The organism is Sporosarcina sp. Y352 (assembly GCF_056786535.1).
This window is the reverse complement of record NZ_JBXCJE010000007.1, coordinates 158,544-182,528: the sequence shown is the minus strand read 5'-3', so window position 1 is coordinate 182,528 and position 23,985 is coordinate 158,544. Positions and strand designations below refer to the sequence as shown.

Annotated in this window: 23 protein-coding genes and 1 riboswitch; of the genes, 19 read left to right on the top strand and 4 right to left on the bottom strand. The window is 38.2% G+C overall.

Annotated elements, in window-relative coordinates:
* Positions 1-514 precede the first annotated feature (514 nt).
* From AC1TO6_RS13795 to phoU, 5 genes are all read left to right on the top strand, one after another.
* The gene (locus AC1TO6_RS13795) at positions 515-1,357 is read left to right on the top strand and encodes a phosphate ABC transporter substrate-binding protein (RefSeq protein WP_482102182.1); all 843 of its coding nucleotides are present in this window, start codon (positions 515-517) and stop codon (positions 1,355-1,357) included.
* Between the two features lie 47 nt (positions 1,358-1,404).
* Positions 1,405-2,319: a phosphate ABC transporter permease subunit PstC gene (pstC, locus tag AC1TO6_RS13790; RefSeq protein ID WP_482102181.1), complete on the top strand. Its 915-nt coding sequence runs from the start codon at positions 1,405-1,407 to the stop codon at positions 2,317-2,319.
* Between the two features lies 1 nt (position 2,320).
* Positions 2,321-3,148 (top strand): phosphate ABC transporter permease PstA, encoded by an 828-nt coding sequence (gene pstA / locus AC1TO6_RS13785; RefSeq protein ID WP_482102180.1) that lies wholly within the window; start codon positions 2,321-2,323, stop codon positions 3,146-3,148.
* A gap of 76 nt (positions 3,149-3,224) precedes the next feature.
* Positions 3,225-3,995, top strand: a complete 771-nt coding sequence (gene pstB / locus AC1TO6_RS13780) for a phosphate ABC transporter ATP-binding protein PstB (protein ID WP_482102202.1) — start codon at positions 3,225-3,227, stop codon at positions 3,993-3,995.
* A gap of 13 nt (positions 3,996-4,008) precedes the next feature.
* Positions 4,009-4,668, top strand: coding sequence for a phosphate signaling complex protein PhoU (gene phoU, locus AC1TO6_RS13775; RefSeq protein ID WP_482102179.1), 660 nt, complete (start codon positions 4,009-4,011; stop codon positions 4,666-4,668).
* Between the two features lie 164 nt (positions 4,669-4,832).
* Here phoU and AC1TO6_RS13770 read toward each other — a convergent pair whose 3' ends face one another.
* From AC1TO6_RS13770 to AC1TO6_RS13760, 3 genes are all read right to left on the bottom strand, one after another.
* Entirely contained in the window at positions 4,833-5,147 is a 315-nt protein-coding gene (locus AC1TO6_RS13770) for a DMT family transporter (RefSeq protein WP_482102178.1), read from the bottom strand.
* Positions 5,147-5,488 (bottom strand): DMT family transporter, encoded by a 342-nt coding sequence (locus tag AC1TO6_RS13765; RefSeq protein ID WP_482102177.1) that lies wholly within the window; start codon positions 5,486-5,488, stop codon positions 5,147-5,149. The genes AC1TO6_RS13770 and AC1TO6_RS13765 overlap by 1 nt, the downstream gene beginning before the upstream one ends.
* A gap of 73 nt (positions 5,489-5,561) precedes the next feature.
* Positions 5,562-5,660, bottom strand: a riboswitch (guanidine-I (ykkC/yxkD leader).
* Positions 5,661-5,732: 72 nt separating this feature from the next.
* Entirely contained in the window at positions 5,733-6,710 is a 978-nt protein-coding gene (locus AC1TO6_RS13760) for a DMT family transporter (RefSeq protein ID WP_482102176.1), read from the bottom strand.
* Between the two features lie 143 nt (positions 6,711-6,853).
* Here AC1TO6_RS13760 and AC1TO6_RS13755 point away from each other — a divergent pair, with 143 nt between their 5' ends.
* Together AC1TO6_RS13755 and AC1TO6_RS13750 are read left to right on the top strand one after the other, a co-directional pair.
* Positions 6,854-7,732, top strand: a complete 879-nt coding sequence (locus tag AC1TO6_RS13755; RefSeq protein WP_482102175.1) for a LysR family transcriptional regulator — start codon at positions 6,854-6,856, stop codon at positions 7,730-7,732.
* Positions 7,733-7,889: 157 nt separating this feature from the next.
* On the top strand, positions 7,890-8,717 hold the full coding sequence (locus AC1TO6_RS13750; protein ID WP_482102174.1) for a hypothetical protein: 828 nt from the start codon (positions 7,890-7,892) through the stop codon (positions 8,715-8,717).
* An 87-nt stretch (positions 8,718-8,804) separates the two neighbouring features.
* Here AC1TO6_RS13750 and AC1TO6_RS13745 read toward each other — a convergent pair whose 3' ends face one another.
* Positions 8,805-9,002, bottom strand: coding sequence for a hypothetical protein (locus AC1TO6_RS13745; RefSeq protein ID WP_482102173.1), 198 nt, complete (start codon positions 9,000-9,002; stop codon positions 8,805-8,807).
* A gap of 145 nt (positions 9,003-9,147) precedes the next feature.
* Between AC1TO6_RS13745 and AC1TO6_RS13740 the strand changes: the two genes are divergently transcribed.
* The 12 genes from AC1TO6_RS13740 (at position 9,148) to AC1TO6_RS13685 (ending at position 23,803) form a co-directional block, all read left to right on the top strand.
* The gene (locus AC1TO6_RS13740) at positions 9,148-10,509 is read left to right on the top strand and encodes a catalase (protein WP_482102201.1); all 1,362 of its coding nucleotides are present in this window, start codon (positions 9,148-9,150) and stop codon (positions 10,507-10,509) included.
* A gap of 191 nt (positions 10,510-10,700) precedes the next feature.
* Entirely contained in the window at positions 10,701-11,255 is a 555-nt protein-coding gene (locus AC1TO6_RS13735) for a DUF6241 domain-containing protein (protein WP_482102172.1), read from the top strand.
* Positions 11,256-11,619: 364 nt separating this feature from the next.
* Complete coding sequence (locus AC1TO6_RS13730; RefSeq protein WP_482102171.1) at positions 11,620-12,762, top strand: ABC transporter ATP-binding protein; 1,143 nt, start codon at positions 11,620-11,622, stop codon at positions 12,760-12,762.
* Positions 12,740-14,233, top strand: a complete 1,494-nt coding sequence (locus tag AC1TO6_RS13725) for a CehA/McbA family metallohydrolase (protein ID WP_482102170.1) — start codon at positions 12,740-12,742, stop codon at positions 14,231-14,233. The genes AC1TO6_RS13730 and AC1TO6_RS13725 overlap by 23 nt, the downstream gene beginning before the upstream one ends.
* A gap of 56 nt (positions 14,234-14,289) precedes the next feature.
* Entirely contained in the window at positions 14,290-15,231 is a 942-nt protein-coding gene (locus AC1TO6_RS13720; protein WP_482102200.1) for an ABC transporter permease, read from the top strand.
* A gap of 25 nt (positions 15,232-15,256) precedes the next feature.
* The gene (locus tag AC1TO6_RS13715; protein ID WP_482102169.1) at positions 15,257-16,948 is read left to right on the top strand and encodes an extracellular solute-binding protein; all 1,692 of its coding nucleotides are present in this window, start codon (positions 15,257-15,259) and stop codon (positions 16,946-16,948) included.
* Between the two features lie 60 nt (positions 16,949-17,008).
* On the top strand, positions 17,009-17,905 hold the full coding sequence (locus AC1TO6_RS13710; protein ID WP_482102168.1) for a carbohydrate ABC transporter permease: 897 nt from the start codon (positions 17,009-17,011) through the stop codon (positions 17,903-17,905).
* A gap of 11 nt (positions 17,906-17,916) precedes the next feature.
* Positions 17,917-18,807 carry a metallophosphoesterase family protein gene (locus AC1TO6_RS13705; RefSeq protein ID WP_482102167.1) on the top strand — a complete coding sequence of 297 codons (891 nt, stop codon included), beginning with the start codon at positions 17,917-17,919 and terminating at the stop codon, positions 18,805-18,807.
* On the top strand, positions 18,808-20,148 hold the full coding sequence (locus AC1TO6_RS13700; RefSeq protein WP_482102166.1) for an MATE family efflux transporter: 1,341 nt from the start codon (positions 18,808-18,810) through the stop codon (positions 20,146-20,148). It abuts the gene before it with no gap.
* 43 nt (positions 20,149-20,191) lie between these two features.
* Positions 20,192-20,971, top strand: coding sequence for a DeoR/GlpR family DNA-binding transcription regulator (locus AC1TO6_RS13695; RefSeq protein ID WP_482102165.1), 780 nt, complete (start codon positions 20,192-20,194; stop codon positions 20,969-20,971).
* 13 nt (positions 20,972-20,984) lie between these two features.
* The gene (locus AC1TO6_RS13690; RefSeq protein WP_482102164.1) at positions 20,985-22,007 is read left to right on the top strand and encodes a histidinol phosphate phosphatase domain-containing protein; all 1,023 of its coding nucleotides are present in this window, start codon (positions 20,985-20,987) and stop codon (positions 22,005-22,007) included.
* A gap of 380 nt (positions 22,008-22,387) precedes the next feature.
* A complete protein-coding gene (locus AC1TO6_RS13685) occupies positions 22,388-23,803 on the top strand; it encodes a short-chain fatty acid transporter (protein ID WP_482102163.1) in 1,416 nt (471 codons plus the stop codon).
* Positions 23,804-23,985: the final 182 nt, after the last annotated feature.

Below are 23,985 nucleotides of genomic sequence, written 5' to 3'. Positions count from 1 at the left end.
CTCTATATTCCGTTAAATGAATTGTCACTTGCTTAAGGGAAAAGCAGAGAATACAATGTAACAGGTGCTTATATTGTCGTAAATTGCATCTTCAAGCATTTACACTCTCTAATAGGAAGTCATCTATTCATTTCTTTTAAAATAACTGCATTTATCACTAGGATATTGTAGGGACGAGGCAGGCGAATATTCACAACAGGAAAACCGAAAAGGGAGTCACTTCTAACCAATCGACATAGTCCAGTGAAGATAGCGGTTTTCAAGCCTTTTAACTATACAAATACCTAACATCAATTCTGAAATAAATGGAAAGGATTAAACCATAATATCAACGCATCCTAAGTGATCATCTCAAGAGTGAATTCTTAACAATCCTTAACACAAAGTCACTTGTTTTTAATGAAATTTACAAAACCTTTACAATAAACCTGTTGAAAATTTACACTAGGCGATTATTCTGGTATTAGACAAAATACGACATAAAACTACCTACTCTATTTTTAGGAGGTCACAAATGATTAGTTTGAAAAATATGAAAACGGGGATATTAATGTTGTCTCTGGTTACTTTATTATCCGCTTGTAACAGCAATGATGAACCCGGCGAACAAGGGTCAAAAGGCAGTCATGCCACAGTTGCTATTTCAGGCTCAACCTCTGTAGGACCGCTTGCTGAAAAGCTTGCTCACGCCTATTCAGAGCAGGATAATACAAAAATTGAAATAAACCAAATTGGTTCATCTGCAGGTATTACCAATGCAATCAGTGGTGTGTCTGAAATCGGTATGTCTTCACGTGATTTAAAGGAAGAAGAACGAGCGAGTGGATTGAAAGAAATCGTTATTGCTTATGACGGAATTGTCGTAGTAACGCATCCAACGAATAAAGTAAAAGATCTAACGATGGAGCAAGTAAAGGAAATTTTTACGGGTAAAGTGACGAACTGGAAAGAACTTGGTGGAGATGATTTGGAAATTGTTGTTGTCTCTCGTGAGGATGGTTCAGGGTCGCGTGATGCTTTCCAAGAAATCGTCGATTACAGCTCTGGCGAATTAATAAGAAATGCAATTATCGCAAGTGGTAACGGTAATATTAAAACAACTGTAGGGAACAATAAACATGCAGTGGGCTTTGTTTCATTTGAATATATCGATGAGTCCATTTCGACAATCGATATTAATGGCGTAGAAGCAACAGCAGAAAATGTTCTAAAAGAACAATACACTTTGTCTAGACCCTTCTTATTTGTGCATAAAGAAGGCGAGTTATCAGAAGCAGGTCAACGATTTATAGATTTCATCTTAAGTGAAGATGGTCAACTCATTGCAGCTGAAACAGGAGCCATTCCAATTAAATAAAGAATGACTAAAACATAATATTTAGCGTGATTTTGGAGGAATAAAGTGTGTCTATCCCAACAACTAATAAGCAGTCCGTAGCAATCGGTAAAGCGAATAAAAGGAAGTATATGTTAGAGAAGGTATCATCACGAATTTTCTTGATTTGTGCACTTCTTTCAGTCATCACTTTATTGTTAATCATTGGATTTGTATTTTATAAAGGAGCTCATCCCTTTGTCGCAGAGGGCTACAGCTTTATAGATTTCATCTTTGGTTCTGATTGGGTACCGAGTGAAGATAAATTCGGTATATTCCCAATGATTGTTGCATCTATTTATGCAACAATTGGCGCATTGATACTTGGAGTTCCTATTGGTTTATTTACAGCTATTTTCTTAGCAGAAATTGCTTCTAAACGGGTAGCTAAAATTATTTCACCAGCCATTCAGTTGCTAGCGGGTATCCCATCTGTACTATACGGTGTATTCGGACTTGCGATCATTGTTCCGTTTTTACAAGATACATTCGGTTTAGTGAAAGGACAAAGCTTACTCGCAGTTATTCTGGTGTTGGCAATCATGATGTTACCGACAATCGTAACTGTAGCAGAGACGGCGATTCGTGCTGTCCCTCAAACGTATCGTGAAGGATCATTAGCACTTGGCGTTTCCCATATTGGGACCATTTTTAAAGTCATTGTCCCAGCAGCTAAGTCGGGAATTATGACGGCAGTTGTCTTAGGGTTAGGTAGAGCAATCGGAGAAACGATGGCAGTTATCTTAGTAGCTGGTAATAGTTTAATCGTCCCTACGAGCTTAACAGATAGTGTTCGACCACTTACGACAAATGTTGCATTGGAAATGGGTTATGCATTCGGCACACATCAGGGAATGTTGTTTGCAACGGGCATTGTTTTATTCTCATTCATATTAATTTTGAATTTTGTATTAGCCAGAATCAGTGCGAAGGGTGGCAACTAAGATGAGACAATTTAAAGATAACTTGTTGCGTGGCCTTTTATGGTTCTCGGCATTCTTATCGGTTGCTGTCCTCGTTATGATTGTTGGATTCATTTTTTATAAAGGATTTCGTTTAATCAGTTTCGATTTCATCTTTGGCGATTATTCACCAACTGGTGGCGGCGGTATTTGGCCAATGATTGTAACAACAATCTACACAATTGTTATTTCATTGATCATTGCAACACCCATTGGGATATTAGCGGCCGTTTACTTGCAAGAGTATGCGAAACAAGGTCGATTGGTAAGAGTCATACGTTTTGCAACAGAAAGTTTGACAGGAATCCCCTCGATTATTTACGGTTTGTTTGGGGCAGTATTCTTTGTAACAACCTTAAAGTTAGGCATGTCGATTATTGCCGCTTCATTGACATTAACGATTATTGTTTTACCTGTCATCATCCGAACAACGGAAGAAGCTTTGAAAACAGTACCTGCAACGTATCGTGAAGGTTCGTTGGCACTTGGAACAACGAAGCTACAAACCTTATATAAGGTGATTTTACCGAATGCCATGCCGGGAATTTTGTCTGGTATCATCCTATCTGTAGGACGAATTGTTGGTGAGTCAGCTGCCATCTTCTTAACTGCAGGAACTGTTGCTGCCATGCCAGAGGGGATCTTTTCATCCGCTCGAACGTTGACGGTTCACTCTTACTTAGTCACACAAGAATCGGGAGACATTGAACTTGCTGCGGCAGTGGGTATTGTTCTAATCGTTATCATTTTAATCATCAACCTTTCAGCGACTTACATATCAAAGATATTAAACAAAGGAACCAACAAATAAGGAGTGCTTACCAATGACTACAGCAGTAATGGAACCAGCGATCACACAAAATCAATCAGGAGAGGTATTTGCGCATATGGAGCAAAATATAGGACGTACATCGAAAATTAATGTAACGGATTTGAATTTATTCTATGGTGAGAAACAAGCGCTGTTCGGCGTCGATCTTGCTATTCGTGAAAATGAGGTTACTGCTTTAATTGGACCTTCAGGGTGTGGCAAATCGACTTTTTTACGTACATTAAACCGCATGAATGATTTAATTGATGGTGTGAAAATTACAGGTGAAGTTGTCATTGATCAAGAAAGAATATATAGTTCAAGTGATGTCATCAAATTACGGACAAAAGTGGGAATGGTGTTTCAAAAACCGAATTTATTCCCAATGAGCATTTTTGACAATGTTGCGTATGGTCCAAGAGGACAAGGCATCACGAATAAAAAAGAATTAAATAAAATTGTAGAAGAGAGTTTACGCGGAGCAGCCATTTGGGATGAGGTAAAAGATCGTCTTAAAACTTCAGCACTGGGTCTGTCTGGTGGTCAGCAACAGCGTGTTTGTATTGCACGTGCCATCGCAATGAAACCAGATGTGATTTTAATGGATGAACCTACTTCTGCACTCGATCCAATTTCTACATTAAAAGTTGAAGAACTCATTACAAATTTGAAAAAAGAGTTTACAATTGTTATTGTTACACATAACATGCAACAAGCTGCACGAATCTCGGATAAAACAGCATTTTTCTTGAACGGAGAAGTTGTTGAGTACGATGATACAGATAATATTTTCTCTACACCTAAGGATCAAAGAACAGAGGATTATGTCACAGGTCGATTCGGATAACAGGGGGTAACTGATGATTATGCGTGAAAACTTCGAAAAGAATTTAGAGGAATTGAAAAAGAAAATTACCTATATGGGCGAACTATCCATTACTGCCCTAGAAAGATCAATCAAAGCCTTGAAAACACAAGACGTTGAGCTGGCTATCAAAACCATCGAGGGCGATACAGCGATTGATAATATCGAAATGGATATTAACCAGTTTGCCATCTGGATTATGGCTAAAGAAGCACCGATTTCAAGGGATTTACGTGAAATCATTGGGGTACTTAAAATTTCATCTGAAATTGAACGAGTTGGCGATTTCGCCGTCAATATTGCAAAATCAACGATTAAAATTGGTCAGACAACATCTTTACTGGACTTAACACAAGTAGAGAAGATGAAAGATCTATCAGTTGAAATGCTTGGAAAAGCACTCCAATCCTTTTTCGATGAAAATATGGTACTTGCAAAAGAAGTTGGCGACTTAGAGGATGAAGTGGATGAATTAAGTGGTGACAACTATAAAAAACTGACTGATTATCTAAGTGAACATCCAGAAGAAACCAATCAGCTTGTCCAATTAATCTTTGTAAATCGTTACCTTGAAAGAACAGCAGACCATATCACAAATATCGCTGAGAGTGCAGCATATTTGATCAAAGGTCAGATATATGATTTTAACTCGTAACTTTTAGTTAAACAGGGTTATCTTATGGATCGGGGAATTGCCGGTCTGTGGGATGATCCTGTTTTTTTGTTGTTTTTGGGGAGGTTTTCAACCTACTCGGTGCAGTGTTCAAGGAAGGTCCGGAAGTGTCCAACCAACGGCGAGGATTCCAACTAAGAACTCGTTCACGAAACGAGTTTTAGACCTATTGCAGCACCTAACACCATCCCTATAAAAACAAGTCTTCTCCAATCTTTTGATTCACCGTAGAAAAGCATACCTAAAATGGCTCCACCAGACGCACCAATGCCTGTCCAAATTGCATAAGCTGTACCCATCGGAAGTGTTTTCATTGAATAAGCGAGAAATATAAAACTTGCCCCAAACGCTAGAATTAGATACAGCAGCGATTGCCAATTACGGTCTTTATGTAGCTTATTTATCATTAAAACGCCAAGTATTTCAAATATACCTGCAACAACCAAAGAAACCCACGCCATTAAGATTCACCCCCTTCATTATCGGTATCTTTAGTAACTAACTTCAAACCAACTACTCCACCTAATAAAACCAAAATTAAAAGTACTTTTGCAATTTTAAATGGTTCATCGAAAAATATAATGTCAGAAAAAACTGTTCCGGCAGTACCTAACCCTACAAAAACTGCATAGACAGTTCCAACAGGTAGTTTTTTGCCCGCCATAATCATTAAATAAAAACTAATGATAATGGCAATAACTGTTCCAGTCCAAGTCCAAAAGTCATCTGCGTGTTTTAATCCAATAACCCAAAAAACTTCGAAAAAAGCAGCAATAACTACTTTAGCCCAGTTTGGATTCATTCAAAAAGCACCTCCGTTTTTATTCATACCTATAAAAAACAAAAAAGCCTAAGAGACAACTGTAAAAAACAGTTTCTCCCAGGCTTTTATCCTTCCGTGACACAGCATAGCTGTGAGTTTTCTCTCGGACCAGACCAACATTGGCAGTTGCGGAACCCTAGAAAACATTTAAGGTATGTAATTACCTTGTATTATACACATTTTTTTGAAAAAGTCGATAGTAGATTGAAAAAAGGATAAATTATCATGAACGGTGCAAGGGATCCAGTGAATTCTGACTTGTTTGAGACACCTTTAATCCGCTTGCTATAGACCTGCTCCTAATTTTTATGAAGTTTCTTCTCCTAAATAGTTTCTTTACATTGATTTCCGCAGCAAGCACCCCAATTAACACTAGGACAGCCCCTATATATCCTTTATTTGTAAGGATTTCCCCTACGAAAATATAAGCAAAGAATGCTGCAAATACGGGCTCTAATGAAAAAATCAGACCTGTACGTGTGGGTGTTGTATGTTTTTGGGCTACAGTTTGGCCAATAAATCCAACTGCACTACACAAAATGCTTAATGCTAAAATTGCACTCCATGATTCCATGTTGCTTGGAAGTTGTGGTTTTTCGAATAACAGTGAAAAGAGAAGGCCCCATGCACCTGCGAACCCAAGCTGTATGACCCCAATGGAGATGGCATCCGCATTTTTTGTAACACTGCCTGTCACGATGATGTGAAGGGCGTAAAACAACGCGCCAAGGATACACAAGAAATCTCCAGCATTGATGGTAAATGCCTGGTTTAACGTTAATAGACCGATTCCCGTAATCGAGATACACAAGCTGACCATCACTCTTTTTTCAGGTTTCTTTCGAGAAAAGAGTGCTAATAACAAAGGAACAAAGATAACCGCAAGACTAAATAAGAATCCGGCATTTGAAACTGAAGTCGTTTTTAATCCGATCACTACTACGGAAGTGCATAAGAATAACAGCGATCCGAGTAAAAATCCATGCTTGATTGTTTTAGCATCAATTTTAAGAAGGCGTCGATAAAATACAAGTGCAGCTACAAGAAAAGCAATTCCAAAACGCAATGCAATTAAGTTAAATTCTTGAATCGAATCGAGGCCCATCTTCATAAATAAATAGGATGCCCCCCAGAACATTGTCACCATGACCATCATCAAATCGGCTTTTACTTGTGTACCCTTACTTATTGAATTATCCATCTAACGACCTCCTGTTCCATTTATTGTTTAAATTCAACGATAGTTATTGATTAGTTTTTAGTATACATGTAGTATTTAGATAATAAAAATGAATGTTTTTAAGGCGTTAGTTGAAAAAAATTCACGTGAAAGGATTGAGGAAGTTGTCACTTATCAAGTTTGAAATATTTAGCACAGTTGTAGAATCAGGGAGTCTCAAACAAGCGGCAGAGATTCTTGGTTTAACGCAATCCGCCGTGAGTCATGCAATTGCTAGTCTTGAATTCGAATGGGGATTTATCATCTTGATCAGAGGACGTGCAGGGATCAAGTTGACTAGTAGTGGAGAACTCGTATTAAAGCACATCCATGAAATATTAAATAGAAATGAACAAATGATGCAAGAAATCGCCAGCATTAAGGGTCTTGACATTGGTACCGTACGCATTGGAACTTTTTCGAGTGTTTCCATTCAATGGCTACCAGAAATCCTGAAAAGTTTTAATGCAGATTTCCCCGCTATCGATATTAAGTTATTAGAGGGGGGTTACGATACGCTTGAGCATTGGATCGCAACGGGTACGGTTGATTTTGGCTTTGTTTCGTTACCGACTTCGAAGTCATTTGATGTGATTTTCTTGAAAAAAGACCGCATGCTGTGCATTCTTTCTGACGAGCATCGCCTTGCAAACCAGCAGGAGGTAAGTGTTGCAGACATTAAAGATGAGATGCTGATTATGTCGAAGAAAGGGAGCGATAATGATTTGATGCGAATTTATCATGAAAACAAGGTAACCCCTAATATTAAATTTGAACTTGCGGATGATCAAGCGATTATTTCAATGGTTCAAAATGGGTTGGGAATTAGTATTCTTCCAGAAATGGTTTTGTACCGCGTTCCGGATAACGTTCGTATTCTGAGCTTAGAAGGAGAACATTATCGCTCTATCGGTATCGCAGCCCCATCCTTCAAAACCACTTCTCCGGCCGCTCAAAAATTTATTGAGTATATGAAAGTATGGCTGAACAGCTCCGACCGCTAAAGCGAAGAGGTGAGGTTCTAGGTACTCATTAAAGGTTCCAACAAACTCTTCAAAGTGTTTAATAATAACCTGACGCTGTCCAACAACACTACATAAAATAGGGAATCACGCTATGATAGTTATGGATCCGAAGAATGCCATGTCGAGGAGTGAGAAGATGAAGAAGTATGGTTTTCTTTTTGTCGTTATGGCTAGCTTAATGCTCGTCGGCTGTGCATCGAAAGAAGCGAAGCAGTTCATTGAGACAGATAACTTTAAGCAAGAAGTTGAGCAAATAATTTTGGGAAAAGGGGAAAGGGAATACGACCTTGAACTGGATCCGAATATGGAAAAAGCCAAGTTTGCTTTAAATCATGGAATCCCGACCGTCAATGAAAAACGGGTGCTCATTCCTGTGAAGACGAAGAATCAACCAATCTTCACTTTTAATGCGGATGCGGAAATACATAGAAAAGATGACGGAACGATGGAACTCATAGACGTCGATATTGAAGGCAATGGTGCAAACGGTTTAGGTATGCTTGGTGAATTTCTGTTAACAAACCTTTTTCAGGTGGCTTATGAACAGGAATTAGAAAGGCTTGGGGAATTTGATAAGAATGTAAAAGTTAAAGTTGATAGTGTAAGGGTACAGGCAAAAAGATCATTATTCATTGAGAGTAAAGAAGAAGAGAGTAAACTGGCATTTTCTTTGTCCGAAGATTACAAGTTAGGGAAATTTGAGGATGTTATGAATATAGAAGAAATGTTTGATAAACATATGGTAGATGAAAAGATTTCTTCCATAGTCCCACTGTATCTTCCTGAAATCGATCTAGAACTGTTGAAACCGGCTGAAGAAAACATAGTAATGGAAGAAAAGTTCAACCAATTCATTGCCCATATTAAGGATTCTAAAGACCTTCCAGCAGCGATTTACTATGTATATTATTCTCCAGAATCGGAAGAAGAGGAAAGATTAAGTGAAGTAATAATCGTGGAATAAGATAACTAATTAAGGAGAATTGAAGGTAAATAATATGATGAGGTAAAAAATGGTTTTCTTAACTAATGTGTTTTGAAAGTGGGAAGTTTACCTGCTTTCTTTTTTTTTTGGTACCTTACTAAAGTGTCCAACCAAGCCTGGCAACTGTCCAACCAACTTCGAGAAGTGTGCACCCAACCCTGAAAAGTCTCCAACGAACTCATCGAAGTGTCCAACTAAGCCTGGCGAGTGTCCAACCAACTCAGCCAACCGTCCAACCACCCAACCACCCAACCACCCAACCACCCCTGCAAACCCTCCAACAAAAGCGAACTCCCAACCTCTTTTACCCGTCCACTCATCCAGCCCAATTCATAATCGCCCACCCCCTCACATAAATAATACTGTATCTAACAGAATTAATATGTGGATACAGGAGGTAGGAATTACTATGAGAGAAAACCATGGAGGGGAATCAATCTCTCCCACGCAACTAAACAGAAATATATTAAATTCACAGACTGTGGGTGAAAGAGGTCCTGTACTGGAGCAGGACAGTATTTTGCATGAAACATTGGAGGACTTTGTCCATACAAAAATTTTAGAAAGACCCGTGCATGTGAAAGGCTTTGGTGCATTTGGTTACTTTGAGACCGTATATTCCATGGCAAACTACACAAAACTTAGCTTTTTACAAAATCCTGGGCAGCAAGTTCCGGTTACGGTAAGGTTTTCGCTAGCCGTAAGCACGAAAGGCACGCCGGATACCTCACGAAATGTGCGTGGGTTTTCTACTAAGTTTTATACAGAAGAGGGTATTTTTGATCTGGTCTTCAACCACATCCCTGTATTTTTGGTACGAGATGCCATACGCTTTCCGGACTCCATTAAGGCTTTTCTACCCTCGCCGGTAAATAACTTGATGGATCCCGAACGATTCTGGGGCTTCGTAGCTACAGCGCCAGAAGCAACCCATTTCGTTGTTCGGCTGTACTCTGATGCAGGCACAGTAAAAAGCTTTCGCCACATGCCGGGTCACAGTGTGAACACCTACGTTTGGAGGAATGAGCAAGGCGTTCGCAGTTATGTTAAATACCACTGGATTCCTGAGGCGGGGGAGCAGTATATAGACGCTCAAGAAGCGGCCAGGTGGAACTGTGAGAATCCGGATATTGCAGGTAAGGACTTACATGACACAATCGCTTCAGGAAAGCCCGTTGTCTATGGGCTTTATGTGCAGCTCATGAATCCACAAGACGCAACCACTCTACCCTTTGATCCATTGGATGATACGAAAATTTGGGATGAACAGCAGTATCCGTTGATACCGGTTGGCCGCCTGATGTTGAATCAAAATCCGGATAACTATATGGAACAAGTAGAGAAAGTGGCATTTTCACCGTCGAATCTTTTGGATGGGGTCGAATTATCTGATGATAAAATGCTGCAAGGACGCGCCAATATTTACTCGGATTCTCAGCGTCGGCGGCTTGGACCCGACTTCCGCAAAATCCCCATCAATCATCAGAGTGACTGGACGCCTGCAACACAAGTGACAAGTGGAAATGGCAGATACGTGGAAGGTCATCTCGTACGATCCGATTTGCCAAAACAAGATGATTTTACGCAGGCTGGGCAATATTATAATGCGCTTCCCCCTATGCAGCAAGAGCACCTAATAACGAATCTTTCTGCTGATCTCGCCGGCATATCCCCTGGAACGCTACGCATCGTTTTGACGTATCTGCACAACGCGTCTCCGGAATTGGGAGAACGGGTTGTAAAGGCAATTGAATTGCAGAAAAAAGGTTAAGGCTTGGCGCGTGTGCACAAAATCACTCAGAAAGTTCAAGACGATTTCATTCGATTGGAATCAGACCAGACAAATTGCTGTCTGGTTTTTCATTTGCAGGACTTAAAAGAAAGCACTAAAACGATTCTGGCAATTTTGATGATATAATAAAATATCGCTATTGTTTTTACAATTAAGTAGGGAGCGGTTTCATGAAACATAAAAAAGTTTTATACATAGCACTGGGAATAGTTGTACTTGGCTTAAGTGCCTATCTCGTTTTCCATCAATTCAGTAAAGGTAATGTAACAATCGAAGAAAAGACCGCTGATCCAAAAGGTGGAGGCGGGGAAGATTTTCAAACAGTCATTGAAATTGACGAAGTTAGAAAAGAACCAATTGAAGAGGAATTCCCAAGCTCGATGGATGAATTTGATGTGCAAGATGCGATTCATGGCATGTCACATCAAAAAGTGCAAGCAGCAGATAAATGGGGCTTCATTCCTTTAACTCAAGACCGTGTGAAACGCTTGATAGAAGTCGTTGACGAAAACAAATTCAACTATGAGCATGCAGACACATTTTTGCGGATCCTTACGCGCTGGTCAAACAATGATTTCTCACAGGCAGATGACGATCATAACGCGATTTGGGAACTTCAAGAAGGGACTGTGGGACGAGCAACAGGTATCTTGAGTGCTCAGGAAGAAAGGAAATTCATTAAAAAACATTTTAAAGTTGAAGTCAGAGAAGTAACCCCAGATTAAAAACTGGTGTTACTTTTTTTGTGTTTAAAATAAACGAATATCAAGAAATCGATTTCTGTATGAGATTCATCCGTTGTCAAAAAAACCATATCTTCTCATTTGATTTGACGGTAATTGTGTCGCGTTCACTTTGGCTAGAGCAAACCGATAAGGGGCAGAAGGAGAGTACATAACTAAATCCCGACCCGCCTAAAACGCTTGAATTTTATGAACTTATCTTGCAGTAGAAGCCATTTTAGGGTTTTATTCACAGGCACATTAACAAACTATTTACATTAGCAACACATTTGCTTAATGTTTGTTTGATAAATTATTGATGTAAACAAAAACGAAGCAGAAAAAATAAGTGTACCTGGGAGGCACCATGGCTAAATTATTAATACGTAATTTATCAAAAGAATATAGTGGCGGTGTAAAAGCGGTCAATGACTTTAATTTATCCATAGATGATGAGGAGTTTATTGTATTTGTTGGGCCGTCAGGTTGTGGGAAATCTACAACATTGAGAATGATTGCCGGATTGGAAAGTATTAGTGAAGGTGAAATACTCATCGATGATAAGGTCATAAATCGTCTTCATCCAAAAGACAGAGACATTGCAATGGTTTTTCAAAACTATGCGTTGTATCCACACATGACGGTATATGAAAATATGGCCTTTTCATTGAAATTAAGAAAGACACCCAAAAAAGAAATAAAAGAACGTGTGCATAAAGCAGCAAAAATCTTAGACATTGAATCTTTGTTAGGTAGAAAACCAGCGGCGTTATCCGGTGGTCAAAGGCAACGTGTAGCCCTTGGAAGAGCAATTGTACGTGATGCTAAAGTGTTTTTGATGGACGAACCCCTTTCTAATCTTGATGCGAAATTAAGAACTCAAATGCGTGCAGAAATTACAAAGCTACATAAAGAATTGAAAACAACAACCGTCTACGTTACCCATGATCAAACGGAAGCAATGACCATGGCAACTCGAATTGTCATATTAAAAGATGGTGTCATTCAACAAGTCGGAACGCCTAGAGAAATTTATGCAAAGCCGAACAATATTTTTGTTGGTAGTTTTATCGGTGCCCCTGCGATGAATTTTATTGAGGGGACATTAATAGACAGTGGATTGGATGTAGCAGGAACAATTATTCCGCTCCCCATTGATCAAATTAATCATTTACAAGCAAGAGGATATGTAAATAAAAGCATTGTCATCGGTGTAAGACCTGAACATATTAATATTTGCGATGAAGAGAGTGTAAACGACACGAGATACAATTTTACAACGAATGTTGAGTTAGCTGAGCTAACAGGATCCGAGACCATTTTACACGTGACTTTGAATAAAAAACAGTTGGTTGCGAAAGTAGATATGATTGAACCATTTGATGCTGACCAAGCAGTTGAAATGGTATTCGATTTTGACCATATACACTTTTTTGATAAAGACTCGACGGAACGAATTGAATTAAATTCGATAGGGATGAACGCAGATGAAACAGTTGTCGCTATTTAAAAAAACATTAGGAACCTATCAGATTACAGTTACCCCTGATGCACATCAATCCCATGTTTTATTAAGGGTGGAAGTGCCAAAGTCGACGCAAGAACTCGTTATTCAATACTCGTATTCACCAAGCGAGGAAAAGGAAAAAACGAATATCGATCAATTGTTTTCATTGTTTCAACAAGAAAATAATATGGCCACTTCAGATAGAGCACATATTCAATCCGTGAGAAACTTAATCACCATTTCAGCCAGTTCAAGTCAAGGGTATGAAGGAAGTTGCCATCGTTTTGAGCCCGCAAGTACGATTGTTATTAACAACACAGCTTCTTCACCAGGTATGAGAACAGGGAAAATCGAACCTGGATTTTGGGATATATCTTTTAACTTACATGCGCTAGTCACGCCAAAGACCATGATTACTTGTACAATCCATGCCTTATATGAAGATGAAATAAGCGTTCATCTGCCTATGAAAATAGAGAAAAAAGAAAAAAAGCCCTTAAAAAGACAACGCAACAAAAAAGCACATTCTACCTATCAAAAAGTTGAGTTGCATTCACATACACAACATAGTGACGCAATACATACAACGACAGAATTAGTAAACGAAGCCATTAAGCAAAAAATCGGTTGGCTAGCGATAACAGATCATAATACGTTAAGCGCATTTGATGAACTATCAATTAAAAGTCATTCAATCCAATTGATTAAAGGAATTGAAATGACGACATTACATGGTCACTTTTTAACATTAGGCTATCAAAATCAAAAGCCGGTAGATTGGACCTTAATTGATCGATTTAATATTAATGAAAAACTAAAGGTTATGAAAGAACAAGGTTTAGTCATTGGGATCGCTCATCCTTTTGATGTGGGCAGTCCATATTGTACAGGCTGTAGATGGCAGTATGTTTTGGAAACTGTTGAATATATAGATTTTATCGAAGTATGGAATTCAGAAGATCCCCACGATTCGTTGTCAAATGCAGATGCCGTTGCAAAATGGACGCAGTTGTTAAATGACGGTATTGAAATGGCTGCCACGTGCGGAAGGGATTGGCATCACTCTAATACAACAAAAAAACCTGCCTATTTGTATGTGGAGGCAGAAAAAAATGCAACTGAAGATGAAATATTACATGCAGTTAAACTCGGCAGAAGTTATATGACGCTTTCACCGAAAATCGAATTTGTCATTAACAATGAATGGACAATCGGAGACAGGATTACTATAGATGATTTGCCTGAATTGGAAATACGCATTCGACTGATCAACGCAGAAAATGTGAATATAGTTAAAATAGAATCAAATTTGGGAGAGTTATATGAAAGTGATCAGCTAGATACGAATTATTCTCTTAATCTAAAAGGAATAAATGAGCTGAAATGGTTAAGAGTATCTGCATTTGACCATGATCTCAATCGAATCTTATTAACGAATCCCATTTATTTTGCTGACAATCAAAAAAGCGATTAGGAAGGAGGATTTACTACATGGTGGTCACAACCGGGAAATATATGGGGAATTCAACTATGTTGAGAAAGAAAAAAAGGAAAGTTAAGCCTATGAAGCTCAACTATGAAAATTTATGGCAGCATCGGGCGCAATATTTAATGCTTTTACCTTGTATCCTATTCTTCATCATTTTTTCTTACTTACCAATGGCTGGTATGGTACTGGCATTTAAGGAGTTTCGATTTGATACAGGCATTTTTGGTGGTGCTTGGGTTGGGCTAGAATACTTTCGACGATTTTTCCAAGATCCTCAAAGTTGGACGTTTATAAAAAATACACTCATCATCAGTTCGATGAAATTAATCCTAGCATTACCATTTCCAATTATTTTGGCACTCATGTTTAAAGAGGTAAAAAACGATAAAATCAGGGGGATTTTTCAAAGTATTACTTACTTGCCCCACTTTCTATCGTGGGTAGTGGTTGTGGGAATACTTCAGAGTATTTTAGCACCAAACACAGGGTTGTTTAATCAGGCACTGTCCTTTTTCGGCGGTGATGGAAGTAAGTTTTTCTTAATGGATGAGGCAAGTTTCCATCCAATAATGTTTTGGAGTTACGTTTGGAAGGACATTGGCTGGAATTCAATTATCTATTTTGCAGCGATTGCTGGTATTAACCCCGCTCTGTATGAGGCTGCAGCAATTGATGGAGCGAATCGGTGGAGGCAAATCTGGCATATTACACTAACGGGGATAAGGCCAACAATCTTAATCTTGTTCATTCTCTCGTTAGGAAATATTCTATCTGCTGGATTTGATCAAATCTACCTGTTGAAAACACCTGGAAATACAGAGGTTTCTGAAATCATTGACACGTATGTAATACGTACTGGACTTCAAAGCGGTCAATTTGGCTATGCGACAGCAATTGGAATGATGCAAGGTGTTATCGGATTGATCGTCGTACTCGTAGTCAATCGTTTTGCAAATAAGAAGTTTAATACATCATTATGGTAAATAAAAATCAGAGGAGGAATTCACAATGAAGAAGTTATCACATCGATTATTCATACTGTTATTGGCGGGCGTATTATTGCTCACTGCCTGTTCAAACGATACAGACGACAACGCGGGACGCGAAAAGCCTGAGGGGGCGCCAGATACATGGATTGCTGACCGAACAATAAAAGGATTAGTGTTTCAGGGCGCAGGAGATACATCTGCAGAAATAAACCCGGAAATCGCAGCAGAATTAAAGAGAAAAACAGGAATTACACTAGAATTACAAGGGATTACTGGAAGTTCGACGGATGCATTGACTTCAGGGTTGGCCGCAGGTGATTTACCAGATTTTATCGCCTATTATTTAGATCATAGTGGACGACCTGAAATGCAAGTATTGTTAAAGGCTGGTCGTGAGGGCATGTTCCATGATTTAACGCCTATGCTACAAAACTCAACTATTTATAGTAAGTATTTTGAAGAAGGTTACTTACCGAAAGACACAAGAGACAATATTATGTTTAGGGATGAGTTTGACAAAGAAAGCTATTTTGTACACATGTCGATCCCACGTGAGGAAGGTACAGTAACTCGTAAATATGTTGGAGGACCGTATATTTTAAAAGACATCGTTGATGAATTAGGCATCAATCCAGCAGAAATAGATACAACGGAAAAGCTACGTGAATTAGCGGAACAGATAAAGGAAGGGAATTTCGAAGACAATAATGGAAAACCAATAACACCAATCGGTCCAACGGCATGGGGTGGACAAGACAGAGACTTTATTTTCAATGACCTAGTGTGGACTGGTGCAACAGGTGAGAAATTCTTGAAAGATAAAGTTGGAAAAATAAAGCATGAATCACAAACAACTTACGGACTAGAACGAGTCGAATTTATTAGAGGATTATTAAACGAAGGGCTACTACATCCAGAGTTCTTCACGATGGAAGAAAACAGAGCGAAAGAAGGCATTGTAAACAAATCGTTCGGTATTGTTTCTGATATGCATAATTACGTTGTACAAAATAATGACATGAAATATGTTCCACTTGGACCTATAGATACAGTGAACGGCGATTATAAAATGCAGTTGTCTTACAAATCTGGATATGCCGGATGGTCAATTCCTACAACAACGAAGCACCCAGAGGATGTAGTGAAGTTAGCCGACTTTTTAGCAAGTCGTGAAGGGAAATTATTAAGTCAATATGGAATTGAAGGTAGAGATTATACGTTGAATGAGGATGGAAATCCGATTGTGAATGAAGAAGTTTTAGCGTTAAAAGAAAATGATCCAGCTGAAGCAGCGAAGCTTGGTTTCAGAGGCGCTGGCTCCTATTGGGCTGAGCATCTTGGCTATACGGATATCGATAATATGGCGGATTTCGGTGAATATGAATATGGCGAAAGTATAGCCAATGACAATCAACAAGCTTCTCAAAAAATAATTGAACTATGGAATTATGATGAAAAATTTGCAAATGCCAGTGTAATTGATGGGTCGACTTCTAAATCATTTATCTTTGAATTTGACAATGGTGACAATTTAAATATCGCTTTAGATACGTACAATGAAAACTTGTTGCGAGCTTACTATAGTAAAACGGATGAAGAAGCGAAAGAAATTCTACAACAATCAAAAGAGTTACTTGAAAAAGCTGGATTAGATGAGTATATAGAGCTCATCGAGGAAAAAGAAAAATCAGGAACGACAATTAAGTTTTAAAACTAAATAGCTTGTTTTCTTTAGTAAAGAGAGCAAGCTCCTTTTAAAGGAGGGGTTGGCATGTCAGGTGGGCATAGTAAGTCATGGCGTTTCTTTAAAATATTAAATATTGTCATTGTGGTTCTACTTTGTTTAACAATCATTCTCCCTTTTTTGAATATACTAGCCCTCTCATTTAATGATGGAACGGATGCCCAGCGTGGCGGAATCAGTTTTTTTCCTCGAGATTTTAGCTTTGAAAACTATGTAGAGGTATTTAAGGAATCAGCCATACTGAGTGCATTTGGTATAAGTTTGTTTAGAACGGTAGTAGGAACGGTTATTAGTGTGTTTTTAACTGCAATGGCAGCTTATGCACTTAAAACAAAGACCTTACCAGGAAGAAAGTTCATTACATTTTTCGTCTTTTTCACGATGCTATTCAGTGGAGGAATTGTACCGTATTACTTGGTTTTAACTGAGCTCCAATTAACAAACACGATTTGGGTATATATTATTCCAAGCCTTTACAGTGTGTGGAATATTTTAATCATGAGGACGTTTTTCTATCAAATTCCAGACAGTATTGAGGAAGCAGCTAGAATCGATGGTTGCACTGAGTTTCAAATATTCTTGAAAATCATTCTTCCAATGAGTAAGCCTGTGATCGCAACGATTGGCCTATTTACTGCTGTTGGTCATTGGAATGATTGGTTCTCGGGGTCCTTCTATGTTAGAAATCCTGACCTTAAACCACTCGCAACCCTGCTTCAAGAAATGTTAACGAGTCAACAAGCATTAGCCGATAGCTTGTTGAGAAATTCTGGTGCCTATGCAGCTTTAGAGAATATAACGGTAACAGGTGATTCATTGAAGATGGCAACGATAATCATTGTTGTTGCACCAATTGTCATGGTTTATCCGTTTATCCAAAAGTATTTCGTGAAAGGTGTAAATATTGGTTCAGTTAAAGAATAGGAGGTTGAATGATGAAACTTACTGTGGGAGAAGAAGGGAAGTTCAGGATTTTGCAATTTACGGATTTACATGTGGGTTCAATGCCATTTCATGATCATGATGATCTTACGTTTAATCATTTAAAAGAAATGACTGAGCAAGCAAATCCAGATTTAATTGTCATTACAGGAGATTTAATATGGTCTGAAGGTGTACCAGGCCCTGAAAAAAGTTTTGAAGCATTAGTAGACGTATTAAATGCATTAAATAAACCAATAGCGATTACATACGGTAATCATGATGCAGAAGAAGGCATTACACGTACGCAATTACGAAAGATGGAAGAAAAAATTGAACAATTGGTTGAGAAAAAGCATTTACATGTTGTTGAGGATAGAGCTTCTTATTGTGTTGAAATTAATACCAATGAAGGCGAAGTTTCACATGTACTCTACTTAGTAGATAGCGGTGCAATTGACCCGCTAAAGATTGGTACATATGAGTTTGTTCATCCTGACCAAGTGACGTGGTTTAACAAAGTTTCCGAGTTATATAAGAATAGGGAGAACGAAGTGAAGCAAGATTTATTGTTTTTACATATTCCACTTCCGGAATATAAAGATGCATTCATGCATGGAAAAGTAAATGGTCAGAGATATGAGAGCATCTCTTCACCTGTGGTCAATACGGGATTATTTACGTCGTTATTACTAAACGGACATATTGCAGGCGTATTTTGTGGCCATGATCATGACAACGACTTTGTTGCCGATTATCATGGCATTCAATTAGGCTACGGTAGAGTGAGTGGGTTTCAGTGTTATGGAGAGCTTGTGCGTGGTGCCCGTGTAATCGAGATGAATCACAAACAATTATTTCAGACATATCTCATTGAAACGAACAACTATAGAAATTATAAGTAAATGAAAAACTTCAAAGAAATTCCTAATTTTAAATATCTATTCATTCCTTTGTTAGTAGAGCAATTTTTTCAACTATTACTAGGTAACATGGATGTGCTAATGCTTAGCCAGTACTCAGATAATAGTGTTGCTTCCGTTGGGCTAGCAAATCAATTAATCGTCGTCACAACTATGATATACGGATTTATAAATATTGGAACAACGATTCAGCTAACCCAACTTTCAAGTACGGATCAAAAGGAAAAAAGCGCAAAAATATTTACACATGCAATTTATTTAAATGTCATTTTCACCATCATTATGATGACTGTACTACTCGTTTTCAACGAAACTTTACTAAAATTAATTCAAACACCAGAAAACTTAATGGCCGAAGCATCGATTTACTTAAAAACTATCGCATACGGACTCATTTTTCAATCCATTATGGGCTTGATGGGAAGTGTTTTTAGAAGTTATTCGATGGTTAAGTTTGTGATGTCTGTGACAATATTCATTAATGTGTTAAATATTATATTCAACTATACAGTCTTATTTACACCCATAACCATTTTCGGAGAAGGCGTTTTTGGAGTTGCAGTTTCGACCAATATAAGCCGGATGATTGGTATGATTATCCTGTGTATCTATTTTTTGAAGTATAAGCAACTCCTTTTTGGCTTTATAAATTGGAAAAGTATTGAATTAAAAGTCATAAAAAAAGTACTTGTACTTGGCATTCCTTCAGCCGGAGAACATGTTTCTTACAACTTATCGCAAGTGATCATCACAGGTTTTGTCGCAAGTTTGGGCGCTGCTACGATAACAGCGAAGATTTATACACAAACAATTACTTCGATGGTATTTGCATGTTCAATGGCAATATCGCAAGCAGCTCAAATCATAACTGGTAAGCTGATTGGCAGCAATATGAAGGATATGGCTTACAACTTTTCAGTGAAGTTATTAATGAAGAGTATCCTTGCAACCACTACTTTAACAGCTGTGATTGCATTGTTATCTTCATTTATTATTACCTTATTCACCACAAATGAAGAAATCATTCAACTGACGATTCCGCTATTTTTTCTAAGTGTTTTATTAGAACCTGCTAGAACAGCAAATGTGATCCTAGTTTCAACTTTGAATGTAGCGGGAGATGTGAAGTATCCTGTATTAATCAGTATTATTGTAGTATGGGGGTTTGTCATTCCGATGAGCTTTATCGTCGGCGTTTGGTTAGGGTACGGGTTAATAGGAATTTGGATTGTATTTATAGTAGATGAGTGGATTCGAGCTTTATTGTTATTTTTACGCTGGAAAAAAGGCCATTGGAAAACCTTGAACATACTGGTGGATTGACAATTTTGTATAGATAAGAACAGCTGTAAGGGAGGATGTCATGATGAATAAAGACGAACGATACCGGTTTATTTTAAGTCAATTGGAAAAGTACGACAAAATAATGGTCGCCGATATTGCAAAGAGTCAAAATGTCACCCCCGAAACGATAAGAAGAGATCTGGCAGATCTTGAGATGAATTCACAACTGACACGTATTCATGGTGGGGCGGTTCCTTTTATACCTACTCAAAAAGAGATGGTCTATGATAGTAAAATGTCATTAAACTATGAGAATAAGTTGGAAATCGCCAAAAAGGCCGCGGAGCTCATTCAGCATGGAGATACGATAGCGGTAGATGTAGGTACGACAACGGTTCACATTGCAGACATGATTGAAGACATTCACTCATTAACGATTGTCACGAACTCTTTAAGTGCAGCTCTTCGATTTAATTTAGCGATTGAAGAAAAGCGTATTTCAGGACAAGTAATTATGCTACCTGGAGTTACGCATCCTGAACAATCATCTGTGAAAGGCACATACACCGTTGAATTTCTAAAAAGATTTAATTTTAACAAGGCCTTTATATCTTGTGGTGGGGTGACCAAAGACGCTGTCTATGATTTTGATATGGATGAATCACTCATATCAGAAGTCATGATTCAGCAAAGTCAAGAAGCCGTTTTGCTTACCGATTCATCCAAGTTAAATAAAAAATCGGTGTTCGAAGTAAGTCCGATTTCCAAACTAACCAAAATTATTTGTGATCAAGAAAAACCGTTAGACTGGCTCGAAAGTGGATATGAGTGGATATCTGTTACTGATCCAGTTTTGCAATAGGAGGAAGAATCGAATGAAAGTAGACTATCATATACACCTTGAAGAAGGACCTTACTCGTTATCGTTTGTTGAAAAAAGTTTGCAAGCAATGGAGCATTTTGAGCCAAGTCAAAAAAGTAAGCATACGAAAGAATGGTTGGTCGAATCCAGTGATAGGATGAGCAAACGATTAGATGAAAGTGAATACTCTACATGGTGGTTAGACTTCTATTTGCAAGAAGCTTTAAATAAAGGGATTAAAGAAGTGGGTATTGTTGATCACTTATACAGATTTAAGGAAACAAGAGATTACTTCACTAGATACATAGATGTGCGTTCGGATGATATAGGTAAGCAGCAAGCAGATTGGTTAGATAAAGTGATGGTAAGAAGTTTACAGGATTTTGTTTCGTTGATAACGATTGCAAAAAAAGAGTGGAAGTCAAAAGGTGTGACACTGAAGTTAGGAATAGAAGCAGACTATTTTGTTGGCGGAGAAGATGAATTAAAATCTATATTAAGTGACTTTGACTTCGATTATGTAATTGGTTCTGTTCATTTTTACGATGGATGGGGATTTGATAACCCTGCTCTCCAAAATATATTTAAACTATATGATGTAAATGAGCTTTACAAAAATCATTTCGAAACAGTCAAAAAAGCTGCGATGAGTGGGATCTTTGATTTCATCGCGCATTTAGATAATATAAAAGTTTTTAATCACCGACCTCCTGAAATGAGTTTGGTCGATGTATATAAAGACGTAGCAAAAGTGTTAGTTGAAAATGATGTAGCAACAGAAGTCAATGCGGGATTATATTACCGCTATCCTGTTAGAGAATTATGTCCAAGTCCTAAGTTTTTGGATATCTTAATAGCGGAAGGGGTAAAGTTCACTACATCATCTGACTCGCACTACCCGAATGATGTAGGTATTTACGCAGATCAAATTAAGAGTATGTTAATTGAAAAAGGTGTTAAAGAGGTAGTGACTTTTACGGATAGAAAAAGAGTCATGAAACCTTTTCACTATGATCATCTCGTTGTTTCATATTAATTGGGTAACTCATTAAAACTGCATAATAAAAAAACCAGACATTTGGGAAATGTCTGGTTTTTCTGGTGCGTTGCAAGCAAAACTAATCAAAGAATACAATGCAATTGCGTAGTTTAAAAGAGGAACACAAATACAAACACAAACACAAACACAAACACTTATTTGGTATATTTCAACAATCTATATCGCTCCTTTTACTAAATAGGATTCTATTTTTGAACTTTACATATATTCAAACAAACTGTAATATCAATCCTTGAGGACTGTTAAAGGAGGGAATGAATTCATTTTTTGGAAACAGTTACATAGTTTGTGAATGACGCAACAAGATGAAACAAATTTTTACATCTTAACAACTTAGAGTGAGGGGTGCGTGTCGTTTGAATAACAAGAAAAAAGATGTGAAACAGGAAAGCGCTATGGAGCGATTGGGGATTTCACTAGCGAATTGGAGTGAAAAGTGGTTCCCGGATGCGTATATTTTTGCGGTGATTGCAGTCGTTTTAATTGCAATTGTTGCCTTACTAATGGGACGGACTCCCGTTGAAATTGGGGTCGATTTTGGTACTCACTATTGGGACTTAATACCTTTTACAATGCAAATGGCCTTTATTATTATTACTGGATACGTCGTAGCTTCTTCTAAACCTGTTCATACATTAATTGCAAAACTTGCTGAAATTCCTAATTCACCGAAGAAAGCAGTCGCTTTTGTAGCGTTCTTTTCTATGTTTACATCTCTCATAAGCTGGGGATTTAGCTTGGTGTTTAGTGGAATTCTTATTAAAGAAATTAGCAGACGCGTCGACGGTGTCGATTACCGTGCGATGGGCGCGGCAGGATTCCTTGGGCTTGGAAGTGTTTGGGCACTAGGCCTTTCTTCTTCAGCGGCATTGTTAATGGCGACAAAAGCTTCAATTCCGCCAGCTTTATATGAAATCAGTGGTACGATTTCGATGTCGCAAACAATTTTCACTTGGCAAAACTTAGTCATGATCGTTGTTCTAATCACTCTATCAGTGTGGATTGCATATGTGTCTGCTCCTGGTAAAGACAGAGCGAAGACTGCCGAAATGGCTGGTATTGATTATAAGAGAATTGGTACCCTTGATAAAGAAAAAAAGAAGGCTGAAAGGCCGGGAGAATGGCTAGAATACAGCCCGATCTTAACACTTTTATTGGTCGGTATCGGTTCGATTTATATTATAAATGTGATTGCGCAAACAGGACCGATCGCTGCTCTTAATCTCAACAATTACAACTTTATGTTATTAATGTTAGGATTGCTTTTGCACTGGACACCAAGAAATTTCTTGAATTCAGTTGCCAATTCAGTACCTGCCATTGGTGGTGTGCTCATTCAGTTTCCTCTCTATGCAGGAATTTTCGGAATCTTAATGAACTCTGGACTGAATGATGTGGCAGTGAAGTTCTTTCTGTCGATTTCGACTGAAAATACGTTTCCGCTAATTGCCGGGATATATTCAGCCATTTTAGGGTTGTTTCTCCCTTCAGGCGGCGGAAAATGGATTGTGGAAGCGCCGTACTTGCTCGCAGCCGCAAAAGAATTAAATGTGAGCATGGCCTGGATTGTACAAGTATACAATGCTTCGGAGGCCCTTCCCAACATGATAAATCCATTCTTTATGTTGCCTTTATTGGGGGTTTTGGGTGTCAAAGCAAAAGACCTTGCCGGATATTCCATTTTACAATTGATATTCCACGCACCGGTTGTCCTATTCTTAGTATGGATTTTGGCAAAAACAATGCCTTATATAGCTCCTATTTTTGAATAAGTTTACTAGATTTTTACCCTTGGGAACTCTAGTAGGAGGCATTTAGATATTCCAGAGTGACGGTTGTTTGGTTGTGAGACAAATCGGAGTTGTATTAGAACCAGGCACCTTAAATTCATAAACAAAAAACCAGACATTGGCGAATGTCTGGTTTTTTGTTTATGATTTTTCAAGTACAGGTA